Source organism: Bradyrhizobium sp. 2TAF36 (assembly GCF_052114925.1).
In the GTDB taxonomy this organism is placed as follows: domain Bacteria; phylum Pseudomonadota; class Alphaproteobacteria; order Rhizobiales; family Xanthobacteraceae; genus Bradyrhizobium; species Bradyrhizobium barranii.
In genome coordinates this window covers 19,699-34,047 of sequence record NZ_JBFRFR010000023.1, presented here as the reverse complement: position 1 = coordinate 34,047, position 14,349 = coordinate 19,699, and the positions used below count along the sequence as shown (strand labels likewise).

Genomic DNA, 14,349 nt, shown 5'->3' with positions numbered 1-14,349 from the left:
CGCTCCGTCGTATCCAAGCACCATGGCAAGAGCAGCAAAATCCAAAGCAAGGCCGCTTCGCGACGTCGCCGACCTCACCAAGGCGCAGGCCAAGGTCGAGCACATGCGGCTCGCACTCGAACTCGAAGAGCACGACAGGCGCTATTATCAAGACGACGCGCCCACCGTGACCGACGCCGAGTACGACGCGTTGCGCCAGCGCTTCAACGCGATCGAAAAGCGCTTTCCGGATTTCGTCAGCGCGGAGTCGCCGTCCCAGAAAGTCGGCGCGGCACCGTCGGGTCGCTTCAGGAAAGTCCGGCATTCCGTTCCGATGCTGTCGCTCGACAACGCGTTTGCCGAAGAGGACGTCCGCGACTTCGTCGGCCGCATCGTGCGCTTCCTGAAGCTCGACGACGACAAGGTCGATTTCTCGGCCGAGCCGAAGATCGACGGCCTCTCGATGTCGCTGCGCTACGAGGGCGGCGAGCTCGTCACCGCGGCGACCCGCGGTGATGGCGCCGAAGGCGAGGACGTCACCGCCAACATCCGCACCCTCGAAGACGTGCCGCAGAAGCTGAAAGGCCGCAACGTCCCTGACATCTGCGAGGTGCGCGGCGAGGTCTACATGACCAAGAGGGCCTTCCTGACACTCAACAAGAAGCAGGTCGAGGCCGGCGAGGCGCCGTTCGCCAATCCGCGCAATTCGGCCGCAGGCTCGCTCCGGCAGAAGGACCCGACCATCACCGCCTCGCGCCCCCTGGGCTTCTTCGCCTATGCCTGGGGCGAGATGAGCGCGATGCCGGAGGGTACGCAGAGCGGCATGATCGGCTGGTTCGAGCGCTGCGGCTTCAAGACCAATCCGTTGACCAGGCTCTGTCATTCCGTCGAGGAGTTGCTCGCGTTCCATCAGTCGATCGAGGAGCAGCGCGCAAAGCTCGATTACGACATCGACGGCGTCGTCTACAAGGTCGACCGCATCGACTGGCAGGAACGGCTCGGCTTCGTCTCACGCACGCCGCGCTGGGGCATCGCGCACAAATTCCCGGCCGAGCGCGCCGTGACGGTGCTGCGCGACATCGAGATCCAGGTCGGCCGCACCGGCTCGTTCACGCCGGTCGGCAAGCTCGAACCGGTCGGCGTCGGCGGCGTGATCGTGCAGAACGTCACCCTGCACAACGAGGACTACATCAAGGGCATCGGCAACAAGGGCGAGGTGCTGCGCGAGGGGCGCGATATCAGGATCGGCGACACCGTCGTGATCCAGCGTGCCGGCGACGTCATCCCGCAGGTGGTCGACGTCGTCCTCGACAAGCGGCCGAAGAGCGCAAAGGAATTCCACTTCCCGACGAAGTGCCCGTGCCCGCTGCACACCGACGTCACGCGCGAGGAGACGGCGGCCGGCGAAGAGGGCTCGCGCGCCCGCTGCACGGGCGAATTCGCCTGTCCCTATCAGAAGATCGAGCACCTCAAGCTGTTCGTGTCGCGGCGCGCCTTCGACATCGACGGTCTTGGCGAGAAGCAGCTCCAGTATTTCTTCGACGAGGGATGGGTGAAGGAGCCCGCCGACATCTTCACGCTGGAGAAGCGCAATGCGAAGCTGAAGCTCGAGGAGATCGAGGGCTACGGCGCAACGTCGGTGCGCAACCTGTTCGGCGCCATCGAAAGCCGGCGCAGAATCGCGCTGGAGCGCTTCGTCTATGCGCTCGGGATGCGTCATGTCGGCGAGACCACGGCGCTGGCGCTCGCACGCGGCTATGGCTCGTGGGACGCCTTCCACGACGCCTGTCTCAAGGTCGCCAAGGGCGACGAGGAGGCGATGGCCGAGATGGACGCGCTGGATCAGATTGGCGACACCGTGATCAAGAGCATCGCCGACTATTTCGGCGAGAGCCACAATCGCGGCATCGTCGAGCGGCTGACCAAGGAAGTCGAGATCATCGACGCCGAGAAGCCGAAGAGCAACTCCGCCGTCGCCGGCAAGACGGTGGTGTTCACGGGATCGCTGGAGAAGATGACGCGCGACGAGGCCAAGGCGACCGCGGAGCGTCTCGGGGCGAAGGTGTCGGGCTCGGTGTCGAAGAAGACCGACCTCGTCGTCGCCGGCCCGGGCGCGGGCTCCAAGCTCGCGGAAGCCAACAAGCACGGCGTCAAGGTGTTGACTGAGGACGAGTGGCTGACGCTGATCGGGGAGTGAGAGGGGCGCGCTCGCGCCACTCACTCCGCTGTCGTCGCCCGGCTTGACCGGGCGATCCAGTACTCCGAGACGGCTGTGATAGAACCGATGGGCCGCGGCGTACTGGATTCCCCGCTTGCCGCCTACGCTAAAGCTTCGGCGGCCCTGGACCTCAGCCCCGGCGAAGCCTTGGCGTAGCCGGGTCGCGGGGAATGACACCGAGATTGGCGCGAGGCCAATCGCTCCCCTCACATCATCCCCGTCTCTTCCTCCTCCGCCTGCTCGATCAACTCCTCGCTCACCACTACCTCGCGGCGAGGAACGACGAAGATCATCATGCAGGCGCAGAGCAGCGAGATCGCCAGCACCGCCGAGGTCAGCGGCCGCGTCGTTGCGGAATGGCCACCGAGATAGGCGCCGAATTGCGACATCAGCGCGCCGATGCCCTGCTGGAGGAAGCCCATCGCGCCTGATGCGGTGCCGGCGGCTTCAGGGCGGATGCTGATGGCGCCGGCGGCGGAGTTCGCCATCACGAAGGCATTGCCGACCATCACGATCATCTGCGTGCCGAATAGCCAGCTCGGAGCCTCGTTCCAGCCGGTGAAGCTCCAGAGCAGGTTCAACAGGCTGCCGCAGAGTTGCAGGCCGAGCCCGAACCAGATCAGTCTTTCCAGCGAGTGTCGCGGCGCGAAGCGCACGCAGAGCAGATTGCCGACGAGATATGCAAAGCCTGTTGTCGCGAACCAGGCGCCATATTCGGCGCTGGTCCGGCCCATCTGCGTCACCACGATGTAGGGGCCGCCGCCGGCGAAGGTGAAGATAATCTGGGACGCCAGCACCTGGCACATCACATAGCCGATGAAGGCGCGGCTCTTGATCAGGGTGCCGACGTCGCTGCGAAACCCGCCGCTGCCGACCGCGCGATCGCGGCGGGTTTCGGGCAGCGCGATCGCGATGCCGATTGCGACCGCGATCGCACCGATCGTGACGGCGTAGAAGATTGCCCGCCAGCCGAATGCGGTCTCGATCAGGCCGCCGGTGAGCGGTGAGACCATCTGGCCGATCATGAGCGCTGCGACCACGAGGCTGATCATGGAGGCGACGCGGTCGCGCTCGTAGATATCGCGGATGATGGCGCGGCTCACCACCATGCCGGAGGCGCCGCCGAGCGCCTGGAAGAAGCGCGCTGCGATCAGTTGCGGCAGGGTTTCGGCGAAGATGCAGGCGACGCTCGCCGCGACCATCAGCGCGAGGCCGCCAAGCAGCACCGGACGCCGGCCGAACCTGTCCGACAGCGGTCCCATGATGAGCTGCGACAGCGCGATGCCGACCATGTACAGCGACACCGTCATCTGCGCGATCGAGATGTCGCGGCCGAACGTCGTCGCCAGCACTGGCAGCGCCGGAACCAGGATGTAGAGCGAGATCGGCGCGATCCCGGTCATGACGACCAGCAGCAGCAACACCACGCGCGAGGTCGCGATGTTTTTCGTCGCCGCGTCCGGCGGCCTGCTGATCATGCCGTGCATAGTCGTCCGTCTTTCGAAGTCGAATCGACTGTAGCGTGCTCGCGCAAGACGGATATCGGCGTTTCGGAATGCGGCTATTCGGATTTCGGGACGGTTACGATGAGGGCACGATGGCGACCGATTGGGCGCGTTGCTCGTGCCTTAAGGGCGGTGTCATCGCCCGCGAAGGCGGGTGATCCAGTACGCCGCGGCCTTTCCGCATGCGTTTGCTGTCTCTGGAATACTGGATTCCCCGCTTTCGCGGGGAATGACAGCGATGGGTGGGGAAACAGCGTTGCGCAAATCGCGTAGAGCTATGCATCGTGCCCCGCAGGCCGAGCTCTACGTCAGTTCCGCCGTGGCCTGATCGAGCCAGGCCTTCGTCGCCTCGTCCAGTGCCGGCCGCACCTCGGCGCGGACGCGCGCGTGGTAGGCATTGAGCCAGTCGAGCTCGTCCTTGCCCAGCATCGCGACATCGACCAGGCGCCGGTCGATCGGCGCCAGGGTCAGCGTCTCGAACGCGTTCATCGGCTTCTCGGCACCCTCGATGTCGGCGGCGACCACCAGCTCGAGGTTCTCGATGCGGATGCCGAAGCCGTCGGTCTTGTAATAACCGGGCTCGTTGGAGAGGATCATGCCGCGTTTCAGCGGCGTCGTGCCGAGCTTCGAGATCCGCGCCGGTCCTTCGTGCACACTGAGATAGCTGCCGACGCCGTGGCCGGTGCCGTGCTCGAAATCGACGCCGGCGGCCCAGAGATATTGCCGCGCCAGCGTGTCGAGCTGCGCGCCGGTCGTGCCGTCGGGAAACACCGCGCGCGCGATCGCGATGTGGCCGCGCAGTACCCGGGTGAAGCGGTCGCGCATCTCCTCCGTCGGCTCGCCCACGGCCATGGTACGGGTGACGTCGGTGGTGCCGTCTTCATATTGCGCACCGGAATCGATCAGCAGCAGGTCGCCCGGCGCGATGCGCCGGTTGCTCTTGCGGGTGACGCGGTAGTGCACGATGGCGCCGTTCGGGCCGGTGCCTGATATGGTCGGGAACGAGACGTCCTTCAGCGCGCCGGTGTCGCGGCGGAACGTCTCAAGCGCTTCGACCGCGTCGATCTCGGTCAGCTTGCCGCTTGATGCCTCGCGGTCGACGAAGGCGAGGAAGCGCGCCAGCGCCACGGCGTCGCGGCGATGCGCCGTCCGTGTGCCCTTGATCTCGGTCGCGTTCTTGACGGCCTTGAGCAGCGCAATCGGATCGCTGCCGCGCACCGGCTTGCCGCCGGCGCTTGCGATCAGCCGGCTGAGCGCGTCGGCCGCGGTGGCATTGTCGAGTGCGATCGCGGCGCCGCTCTTGGCGAGCGCCATCAGCGTCGGTGCCATCGCATCGGGCTCGCGCACGTCGGCGGACTGTTCCAGATGGTCGCGGGTCAAATTGGAGAGTTTTCGGTGGTCGATGAACACGGTCGGCCGGCCGTCCTTCGGCACCAGCGCGTAGGACAGCGGCAGTGGCGTATGGGCGACGTCGGCGCCGCGGATGTTGAAGGTCCAGGCCACGGCGTGGCTGTCGGAGAGCACCAGCGCGTCGACGCCGAGCTTGGCGATCTCGCTTTTGATTTGCGTGATCTTCTCGGCCTCGGCGACCCCGGCATTTTGCAGGCTGTGCACGGCGACAGGGGCCAGCGGCGGCTGCGGCCGGTCCTGCCAGATCGCGTCGACCGGGTTGCTGTCGACGGCGATCAGCTCGGCGCCGGCCTTGGCGCAGGCGGCGGCGAGGCGCTCGGCTGCCGAAGAAGTGTGCAGCCACGGATCAAATCCGAGGCGGTCGCCGGCCTTCAGGTGCGTCGATACCCAGCTCTCCGGCGGCGGATCGATCAGCGATTCCACCGCCCAGGCCTTTGCGTCGACCTGCTTGGCCGCCTGGATCGTGTAGCGGCCGTCGACGAAGACCGCGGCCTCATGCGTCAGCACCACCGCCAATCCTGCGGAACCGGTAAAGCCGGTCAGCCAGGCCAGCCGCTCTTCCGAGGGGGGCACATACTCGTTCTGCTGCTGATCGGCGCGCGGAACGACGAAGCCGGTCAGCTTGCGGCGGGCGAGTTCTTCACGGAGCGCGGCCAGGCGCGCCGTCAATGCGACGCCGGCCTCGGGCTCCTCGAATGTCTGGAAGTGTGCTTCGAACATGGCTCAGTTTAGGATCATGAGGATCAGTCCGCAATGTAGACGCATTTGGGGTCGCATCTGGCACGGACCGTGCTTGAAAATGGTCCATTCGAATTGAGTGGAGTACAGGATGCAGCAGTTGCGCTTCGTCCGGATAACAGGGAAATTCGAGCGGGTGGTTCATCTCAACGGCGAGGGGACACACGATGCCAGCGTTCATGTTTGAGAAGATTTCGCCGCCGGCCCACCGCGCCCCGGCCGCAACGACACCGAAGAAGCCGCGCGGCCTCATCAGCCGGATGATCGACCGTTTCGCCGAGCGCCGCGCCAGGCGCGCCTTGCAGGGCAAGCGCGCGACGCGCCGGGACGAGAAGCCGGCGGAGTAGTGGTGTTCCGCCGTCGCTCTTCGAGCTATGGCGGACAAGTCGCTTTGCCCACCCGACGGCACCTACGCTGGCCTTACCCCATCTTCCTCAGCAACAAGCTGCTCCACCCCTCGATCCGCAGGTGCCGCAGCGGCACGAGGCCGCGTGCGCGGTAGGCGGCGATCACGGCGGGGGCCTGGTGGGTCAAGAGGCCCGAAAGGATGACGCGCGCGCCGGGCGCGAGGTGCCGCGCCATCGGGCCGGCCAATTGCCTTAACGGATTGGCAAGGATGTTGGCCAGGACCAGGTCGAACGGGCCGCATCTGGCAAAGTCCGGTGCGGCAAATCCGGTTGCGCGGATCACCCGCACCTGGTTGCCGACGTGGTTCAGTGTCGCGTTCTCTGCCGCCACCCGCACCGACGGCGGGTCGATGTCGGAGGCGAGCACCGCGCGATGCAGCGCCTTCGCTGCGGCGATGCCCAGCACGCCGGTGCCGGTGCCGAGGTCGAGCAGGCTCCTCGGCCGGGAACTCTTCAGGACGTGGTCAAGCAACAGTAAACAGCCGCGTGTGGTGCCGTGGTGGCCGGTGCCGAAGGCGAGCGCTGCCTCGATCTCGATGGCAAGCTTGTTCGGCGCGACGCGGTCGCGGTCGTGGCTGCCGTGCACGACGAAGCGCCCGGCCGGCACCGGGACGAGATCTTCGAGGCTCGCCTTGACCCAGTCCTTGGCCTCGACAATGTCGAAGATGAGCGTGTCCGCGATCTCGTTTCCTGCCGAAGTTACAATGAGTTCCCGCAGCCATGCCTGATCGGGCGCCTCGGCGAAATGGAGCGTGACGTCCCACTGTCCGTCCGGCCGTTCGAAGGCGGCGACCGCCGCATCGCCGTCGAAAAAGACCTCCGTGAGCACGTCGACGACGCGCTTGGCCGCGGCCTCGGTGCCGATCGAAAAGCAGGCGCGATGAGTGGGAGAAAGCTGCATTCTAGGGTTCCGTCAGTTCAATTTTTGGAACTTTTGTTCCCAATTTTCCGCATAACTTGCAGGTTCCGATTTAACCTGACTGCAGGTTGTATCCCGTAGATTTCCGGGTGTTGGATCCAGCCAACGCACCTTGGAATTGAAACGGAGGCGAGTCTTGAAGAGCATGGTTTTGAAGTTCTGGTCGGACGAATCCGGTGCAACCGCGATCGAATACGGCCTGATCGCAGCGGGCATCGCGCTGGCGATCATCACCGTGGTGAACAGCCTGGGCACCAGCTTGAACGACAAGTTCGGTTCGATTAGCAGTTCCTTGAAGTAATTTCCGCCTCCCATTTCCTGGCGGGGGCTGTTTTTCTTTAGAGGCTGTTACCTGACGATCGCCCGCACGGGGAGTTGCCCCCGGCGGGCGAGGTCGTTTTGGGGGGCGGCCCGGAAATGCCCACAGGCCTTCCACTCGTTTCCCCCAAGTTGTCCACGGCTTTATCCCGCCACTCGTCCCCAGCTTTTCCACCGCCTTGTACGGGGCGCGCCGGGCCTGCCGCGCGCAGGCGACCCACTGCTTTCTCACAGCCCTGCCAACAGCCTGTCCACAGCCCTTTCCACAGACCTATCCACGGCTTCCGAACAGCGAGCGGTGATCCCTCAAAATCGCCTGTGCGGCGTTGTGGCCGGGCGCGCCGGTGACGCCGCCGCCGGGGTGGGCGCCGGAGCCGCAATGATAGAGGCCCTTCAGGGGCCCGCGATAGTCGGCATGGCCCAGCATCGGCCGCGCCGAGAACAGCTGGTTCAGCGTCAGCGCGCCGTGGAAGATGTCGCCTCCCAGCAGGCCGAATTGCCGTTCGAGGTCGAGCGGGGAGAGGATCTGGCGGCCAAGCACGCTTGCCGCAAAGCCAGGTGCGTATTTGTCCACCGTCGCGATCATGAGATCGGCGACCTCCTCGCGATGGTCGTCCCAGGACTTTCCGTCGGGCAGTTCGGGCGCGACGTGTTGGCAGAACAGGCTCGCGACGTGTTTGTCCGCCGGTGCGAGCGTGTCGTCGAGCGTGGAGGGGATCAGCATTTCGACGACAGGCTCCCGGCTCCAGCCCAGCGCGCGCGCGTCGAGATAGGCGCGGTCCAGGTAGCCGAGGCTTGGCGCGAGGATGATGCCGGAGGTGAGGTGATCGCCGTCGCCCGGGAGCGCGGTGAAGGAGGGCAGGCGGTCCAGCGCCACATTCATGCGGAAGGTGCCGGAGCCGTTCTTCCAGTGCCGGATGCGCGCGAGGAAGTCCGGGGGCAGCGCGTCGGCCGCGATCAGCCGCGTGTAGAGCAGCTTTGGATTGACGTTGGCCGCGACATATTTCGCGCGGATGGAGGTGCCGTTGTCCAGCACTACGCCCACCGCGCGGTCGCGCTCGACGATGATCTCGCGCACACCCGCATCCGTGTCGATCGTGACGCCGCGGCCCTGCGCGACGCGCGCCATCGCCTGCGTGATCGCCCCCATGCCGCCGATGGCGTGGCCCCAGACGCCCTTCTTGCCATTCACCTCGCCGAAGGCGTGGTGCAGCATCACATAGGCCGAGCCCGCCGCGTACGGACTGGCATAATTGCCGACGATGGCATCGAAGCCGAACAGCGCCTTGACCAGATCGTGCTCGAAGCGCTCGTCCAGTATCTCGCCGGCCGAGCGGGTGAAGAGATCGAGCAGGCTGCGGCTTTGCTCCAGCGTCAACCCACGCAGGATGTTGGCGCTCTGCAACGCGTTCACCGCTTCGCGGATCGCGTTCGTGCCAAAACCGTCAAGCAGGTTCGGCGGCGCACGCAGCACGAATTGCCGCAGCACGTCGGCGATGTCTTCCAGCTCGCGCGAGAACCCGTCCAGCGCGCTTGCGTCGTGCGTGCTCAGCCGCGCGACGGATTCCTTCGTCCGCCCCTCGCCGGTGAGCAGATAGCTGCCGTCGGGCGCGGGCAGGAAATTCTGGGCGCGCCGCTCGACGATCCGCAGGCCCTGTTCAGTGAGCCCCAAGTCGCGGATCACCTGCGGATTGAGCAGGCTCACCGTGTAGGCCGCGACCGAGTTGCGGAATCCGGGGTGAAACTCCTCCGTGACCGCGGCCCCGCCGACCACCTTGCGGCGCTCGACGACGCGCACGCGCAGGCCCGCCATCGCGAGATAGGCCGCGCAGGTGAGGCCGTTATGGCCAGCGCCGATGATGATGACGTCGGTTTCGCTCATGAAGGATTCAAAATGTTCCGCGGTCTTTCCGGGATGGTCCGAAAGACCAGACCCGGAATGACATCTGTATATCAAGCAATCGTCGCTGCAACATCACGAGACCCTTTATTGCCCGTTCATGCGCCTTGTGCTCCATTGCGCGCGTCCGGCGCCCGCCGGGGTTTAAGCCGGAGCTTCCATGGATTCGATCGTGCAACCCGCCGCCACGGAGCAGCCCTCCTCGTCGCGCAACCGGCTGCTGCTGACGGTCTATACTGCCGCGATCTTCGTCAGTGCGCTCTTGCTGTTCTCGGTGCAGCCGCTGTTCGCCAAGATGGTGCTGCCGCGGCTCGGCGGCTCGCCGGCAGTGTGGTCGGTGGCGATGGTGTTCTTCCAGTCGCTGCTGCTGGCGGGCTATGCCTATGCGCATCTCTTGATGCAGATCAGGAGCCGGATCGTTCCCGTGGTGGTGCATCTCGTGTTGCTGGCGCTGGCCTTCGCCACGCTGCCGCTCGGCATCGCCACCGCCTATGGCGAGCCACCGGCGTCGGGCTATGCGTTCTGGCTGCTCGGCCTGTTCGTGGTCTCGATCGGCCTGCCGTTCTTCGCGCTCGCCGCCAACAATCCGCTGCTGCAGGCCTGGTTCGTCCGCACCGGCCATCCTGCCGGACACGATCCCTATTTCCTCTATGCATCCTCCAACATCGGCAGCTTCCTCGCGCTGTTGTCCTATCCGTTCCTGCTGGAGCCGATTTTCACGCTGCACACGCAGAACCGGTTCTGGACCCTTGGCTATGGCCTCCTGATCCTCCTGATCGCCGCCTGCGGCGTGCTGCTGCTGCGTTCGCCGAAGCTGGCCGTGGTCGACGCAAAAACCGAGGACATCAATGCGCCGGCGCCAGGCTTCGTGACGCGGCTGCGCTGGATCTTCCTCGCCGCGGTGCCGTCCGGGCTGCTGATCGCCGTCACGGCGCACATCTCGACCGACGTCGCGGCGGCGCCGTTGCTCTGGGTGCTGCCGCTGTCGCTGTATCTACTCACTTGGGTGGTGGTGTTCCAGTCGCGGCCGCTGCTGCCGCACAAATGGATGCTGATGCTCCAGCCGGTCGCGATCGCGGGCGTCATCGTCCTGCTGGCGTTCGGCGGCGAACAGAATCTGCTGCTGACCCTCGGCGGCCACCAATTGTGCTTCTTCGTCATCGCCATGGCCTGCCATGGCGAGCTGGCGCGGACACGCCCGGCCGCCAAATATCTCACGGGCTTCTATGTCGCGCTGTCGTTCGGCGGCATGGTCGGTGGACTCTTTGCCGGCCTCGTTGCTCCATTCACCTTCTCCTGGATCGCCGAATACCCGATCCTGGTCGCGCTCGCCGCGCTGTGCCGGCCGCCGGCGAACGAGCGGCTGGCGGGTATCGTCAGATGGTACTGGCTGGCACTCGCCGTGCTTGCGGTGGCGCTGGTCGCGCCGTCTTACATGACCGGCGATCTCTCGACCTGGTTCGAGGATCATCGCGTCTGGGTCGCGGGGGCCGTCGGCGTGCTCGCAGCACTTCTGGCGCTCGCGCTCAACGCCAGCCGCTGGAAGATCTTCGCCACCGCCGCGCTCGCGCTGGCGTTGATCCGCGTCTATCCGGCGGACGAAGGCCGCGTCACGACGGTGCGCAGCTTCTTCGGCGTGCACAAGATCGTGGTGACGCCCGGCGGCTATTTCCATGTGCTGATGCACGGCACCACGATCCACGGCGCCGAGCGCTTCCGCAACAATGACGGCACGCCGGTCGTCGGCCGGCCCGAGCCGATCACCTACTATCACAAGGACGGCGGGATCGGTCAGGCCATCACCGCGCTCCGCGAGCGCAAGGGCGCGCCGCTGAAGGTCGCTGCAATCGGCGTCGGATCGGGCACGCTCGCCTGTGCCGCCGAGCCCGGCGAAAGCTGGACCTTCTTCGAGATCGACCAGTCCATGGTCGACGCGGCGAGCGACCCGAAGAACTTTCGCTACATATCGAGCTGCATGCCGGGCCTGAAGCCGGTGATCGGCGATGCTCGCCTCACCTTCGCGAAAGAGCCCGACGGCGCTTATGACCTGATCATCGTCGACGCCTATTCGTCGGATGCGATCCCGATTCATCTCGCCACCGAAGAGGCGATGAATATCTACAAGGACAAGCTGGCGCCGCACGGTGCCGTGGTGATGCACGTCTCCAACCGGCACCTCGATCTCGAGACCGTCGTGGTCGGCATCGCCGATGCCAACGATCTGAAGAGCTGGGTCTTCAACGAGGATTCCGGACGCGACGGGGACTACATCTTCTCGACCGACGTCGTCATCTCCGCGCGCGAGGAGGCCGACGTCGGCCGGCTCGCCTCCTCCAAGTCATGGGAGCAGACCGAAGCCGACGACCGGGTGCGGGTCTGGACGGATGATTATTCCAATATTTTGGGCGCGCTGTACCGGCGTCTGCGGGATGGGGAGTAGGGACGCCAAAGGTACGGCGCGCAGATTTACGAGAGGTCGTCATGCCCGGGCTTGTCCCGGGCATCCACGTTCTTCCGACGATGCCGCAACACGTGGATGGCCGGGACAAGCCCGGCCATGACGGCGGATAGACTTCACGGCACGACCGGCGTTCCCGCCGGCAATGCAATTCCCTTCTCGCCCGCGACTTGCCGCAGCAGGTCCGGCCTGTCCGAGATGATGCCGTCGACGCCGAGCTCGATCATGCGCGCCATGTCCTCGCGCTTGTTGACGGTCCAGACCACGATGCGCAGTCCGAGCGTGTGTGCCTCCGAGACGACCGCCTCGGTTACATCGCCGAAATAGGGCGACCAGACCGCGCCGCCCGCAGCCTTGATCGTCCGCGGCAGCGAGCCGCCGTGATCGGCCGGGCTGAAACCCGCCGTCCAGTTCGTCGCCTTGTCCAACGCCACCGTCTGGCCCGAGCCGCGCTGGAGCGTCAGGTAGACCGTCGGAATGTTGGGCGCCTGTTGCTGGACGAGCAGCAGGGTCCGCCAGTCGAACGACTGGATCATGACGCGATCGGACAATCTCTCGGCCTCGATCAGCCCGAGCAGCTTTGCGACAAAGCCTTGCGGATCGAGCGACTCGTCCGGATGGTTTGGATCGATCTTGGTCTCGATATTGAAACGCACGCGCGTGTTGCCGGCCTTGCGTACCAGCGCGAACAGCTCGCCCAGGGTGGGAACGCGTGTCCCCGGCACGGCCCGCTGGTCGGGGAATTGCTTCGCGTAGGAACTGTCGGGGCGGATCTGGCCGACGTCATAGGCCCTGACCTCTTCGAGCCGCAGCTTCACGAACGGTGTGCCGGGCGCGGCGACATAGGCGCCGCCTGCATCGCGCGCGAGGTCGGGATTGAGCCCGCGTTCATGCGAGATGATGACCTCGCCATCCGCGGTCACGCCGACGTCGAGCTCCAGCGTGTCCACGCCCATCGACAGCGCGTTGGCGAAGGCCGGCAGGGTGTTTTCCGGCAACAGCGCGCGCCCGCCGCGATGCGCTTCGAGATCAAAGGCCATGGCTCGTCCCGCAATGAGAACCGAGAGCACGATCAGGATTGTCGCGGCACGTGACGGCATCAAGGTTCGCAGCCCAAGTGAAAAGAGGAGCTTATGAAATCTTCGCCCGGTTCGTCCAGCTTCGTGGTCGACAGGTGCTTGACGGCGGCCGGGGAAGGCGGAAACTGGCTCTCAAAAAAGGGAGCCATTCATATGCGGCTTATCTTCATCGCAACGATGACGATTCTCATGGTCGGACAGGCGCTAGCCAAGGATGTGCTCTCGGGTGCGAGCCTCTACGAAGATGTGGCGCGCTATGCGTCCTTCGGTCTGCACCGCTTCAGCTCGGCGGGCGATCGCGCGACGGCCGACTGGATCGCCGGCGAGATGAAGCAGGCGGGTTTCGAAATCAGCTTCCAGCCCGTCGTGCTCGGGCGGCAATATGTCGTCGAGCGGGCCAGCGCCGAAGCCGCCGGCATCTCTGTCGAGGCGACGCCATTCTGGTGGCCGCCGGAGGACAAGGCCAGCTTCCATCTCGCCGCGCCGCTCGCGCGCGACGGCGATGTTACCGGCAGGATCCTTCTGCTCGATCTGCCGTTCGATCGGGGCGCCTATCTGGGGCCGACCCATCGTGCGGCGATCGAGGAAGCCGCGGCAAGGAAGCCGGCGGCCATCCTGCTGATGATCGGCAATCCCGCCGACGACCGCTTCGCCTATAACGTCACGCAGGAGGATGCACCCTGGCCCGTGCCGGTGATCGTGGTCGGCGCGGCGTCGCGAGCGGTGTTCGAGCGCGCGCTCGCCTCAGGTGCGCCTGTGACCTTTGACGTCAAGGGCCATTACGAGCGCGATGTTGTTGGCCGCAACGTCATCGCCGAGATCGGGGCCGGCCGTGGGCCGGTCATCGTCGTCTCCACGCCGATGACCGGCTGGTACTCGTGCGTCTGCGAGCGCGGCCCCGGCATCGCCAATTTTCTCGCGCTGGCGCGCACCGTCGCCGCCGAGAAATGGCCGGCGCATCTTGTGTTCATCGCCACCGCCGGCCACGAGATCGGCCATGGCGGCATGGAGCTGTTTTTGAAGCACGGAGCGCCGGCACCGAAGGACACGCTGGCGTGGATTCATTTCGGTTCGTCGAACGCCTGCTATGCCTTCGCGGAAGGCGCGCGCACCGATCGGCCCGAGCAAGAGCGTTATCTCGTGCTGAGCAAATCCGCCGTCGCGCTGACCGACGAGGCTTTTGCAAAAGTCGAGGCCAAGCGTCTGGTGACGGAGAAGCAGGCGGTCGGTGAGCTGCGCGACGTGCATGCGGCGGGCTACGCCAATTTCCTCGGCATGGCCGGGCGCCATCGGACGTTTCATACGCCGTCGGATGATCTCGCCGCGACCGGGCCCGAGATCCTCGAGCCGGTCGCGCGCGCCTTCGTCGATGCTGCGCGAAAGATCGTCGAACGCGGCAACGCCGCGTTCCGGTAGCG

10 protein-coding genes are annotated in these 14,349 nt (G+C 65.7%); 5 read left to right on the top strand and 5 right to left on the bottom strand.

The features are described 5' to 3' along the window. The first annotated feature begins 22 nt into the window (after nt 1–22). Entirely contained in the window at nt 23–2,176 is a 2,154-nt protein-coding gene (ligA, locus tag AB4Z51_RS14890) for an NAD-dependent DNA ligase LigA (protein ID WP_085399285.1), read from the top strand. Nucleotides 2,177–2,403: 227 nt separating this feature from the next. Here the strand turns inward: ligA and AB4Z51_RS14885 are convergent, their stop codons facing one another. Next, nucleotides 2,404–3,684 (bottom strand): multidrug effflux MFS transporter, encoded by a 1,281-nt coding sequence (locus AB4Z51_RS14885; protein WP_085399521.1) that lies wholly within the window; start codon nt 3,682–3,684, stop codon nt 2,404–2,406. Between the two features lie 321 nt (nt 3,685–4,005). Then, nucleotides 4,006–5,832: an aminopeptidase P family protein gene (locus AB4Z51_RS14880; RefSeq protein WP_085399520.1), complete on the bottom strand. Its 1,827-nt coding sequence runs from the start codon at nt 5,830–5,832 to the stop codon at nt 4,006–4,008. Nucleotides 5,833–6,017: 185 nt separating this feature from the next. Here AB4Z51_RS14880 and AB4Z51_RS14875 point away from each other — a divergent pair, with 185 nt between their 5' ends. After that, nucleotides 6,018–6,197: a hypothetical protein gene (locus AB4Z51_RS14875; protein WP_441497595.1), complete on the top strand. Its 180-nt coding sequence runs from the start codon at nt 6,018–6,020 to the stop codon at nt 6,195–6,197. Between the two features lie 73 nt (nt 6,198–6,270). On the opposite strand, the gene AB4Z51_RS14870 is transcribed toward AB4Z51_RS14875, so the two are convergent. After that, a complete protein-coding gene (locus AB4Z51_RS14870; RefSeq protein WP_085399519.1) occupies nt 6,271–7,158 on the bottom strand; it encodes a 50S ribosomal protein L11 methyltransferase in 888 nt (295 codons plus the stop codon). A 163-nt stretch (nt 7,159–7,321) separates the two neighbouring features. Between AB4Z51_RS14870 and AB4Z51_RS14865 the strand changes: the two genes are divergently transcribed. Then, a complete protein-coding gene (locus AB4Z51_RS14865; RefSeq protein ID WP_094183922.1) occupies nt 7,322–7,477 on the top strand; it encodes a Flp family type IVb pilin in 156 nt (51 codons plus the stop codon). Between the two features lie 288 nt (nt 7,478–7,765). On the opposite strand, the gene AB4Z51_RS14860 is transcribed toward AB4Z51_RS14865, so the two are convergent. Then, a complete protein-coding gene (locus AB4Z51_RS14860; protein WP_085399518.1) occupies nt 7,766–9,376 on the bottom strand; it encodes a phytoene desaturase family protein in 1,611 nt (536 codons plus the stop codon). 178 nt (nt 9,377–9,554) lie between these two features. Between AB4Z51_RS14860 and AB4Z51_RS14855 the strand changes: the two genes are divergently transcribed. Beyond that, nucleotides 9,555–11,834, top strand: coding sequence for a spermidine synthase (locus tag AB4Z51_RS14855; protein ID WP_085399517.1), 2,280 nt, complete (start codon nt 9,555–9,557; stop codon nt 11,832–11,834). Between the two features lie 134 nt (nt 11,835–11,968). Here the strand turns inward: AB4Z51_RS14855 and AB4Z51_RS14850 are convergent, their stop codons facing one another. After that, nucleotides 11,969–12,952 carry a glycerophosphodiester phosphodiesterase gene (locus tag AB4Z51_RS14850; RefSeq protein ID WP_085399529.1) on the bottom strand — a complete coding sequence of 328 codons (984 nt, stop codon included), beginning with the start codon at nt 12,950–12,952 and terminating at the stop codon, nt 11,969–11,971. 132 nt (nt 12,953–13,084) lie between these two features. Here AB4Z51_RS14850 and AB4Z51_RS14845 point away from each other — a divergent pair, with 132 nt between their 5' ends. Further along, on the top strand, nt 13,085–14,347 hold the full coding sequence (locus tag AB4Z51_RS14845) for a hypothetical protein (protein WP_441497594.1): 1,263 nt from the start codon (nt 13,085–13,087) through the stop codon (nt 14,345–14,347). Nucleotides 14,348–14,349: the final 2 nt, after the last annotated feature.

Bases quoted from the DNA above. Each gene is read 5' to 3' on its own strand.
- ligA (WP_085399285.1), top strand. From the start codon at position 23: ATGGCAAGAGCAGCAAAATCCAAAGCAAGGCCGCTTCGCGACGTCGCC.
- AB4Z51_RS14885 (WP_085399521.1), bottom strand. From the start codon at position 3,684: ATGCACGGCATGATCAGCAGGCCGCCGGACGCGGCGACGAAAAACATC.
- AB4Z51_RS14880 (WP_085399520.1), bottom strand. From the start codon at position 5,832: ATGTTCGAAGCACACTTCCAGACATTCGAGGAGCCCGAGGCCGGCGTC.
- AB4Z51_RS14875 (WP_441497595.1), top strand. From the start codon at position 6,018: ATGCCAGCGTTCATGTTTGAGAAGATTTCGCCGCCGGCCCACCGCGCC.
- AB4Z51_RS14870 (WP_085399519.1), bottom strand. From the start codon at position 7,158: ATGCAGCTTTCTCCCACTCATCGCGCCTGCTTTTCGATCGGCACCGAG.
- AB4Z51_RS14865 (WP_094183922.1), top strand. From the start codon at position 7,322: ATGGTTTTGAAGTTCTGGTCGGACGAATCCGGTGCAACCGCGATCGAA.
- AB4Z51_RS14860 (WP_085399518.1), bottom strand. From the start codon at position 9,376: ATGAGCGAAACCGACGTCATCATCATCGGCGCTGGCCATAACGGCCTC.
- AB4Z51_RS14855 (WP_085399517.1), top strand. From the start codon at position 9,555: ATGGATTCGATCGTGCAACCCGCCGCCACGGAGCAGCCCTCCTCGTCG.
- AB4Z51_RS14850 (WP_085399529.1), bottom strand. From the start codon at position 12,952: ATGCCGTCACGTGCCGCGACAATCCTGATCGTGCTCTCGGTTCTCATT.
- AB4Z51_RS14845 (WP_441497594.1), top strand. From the start codon at position 13,085: ATGCGGCTTATCTTCATCGCAACGATGACGATTCTCATGGTCGGACAG.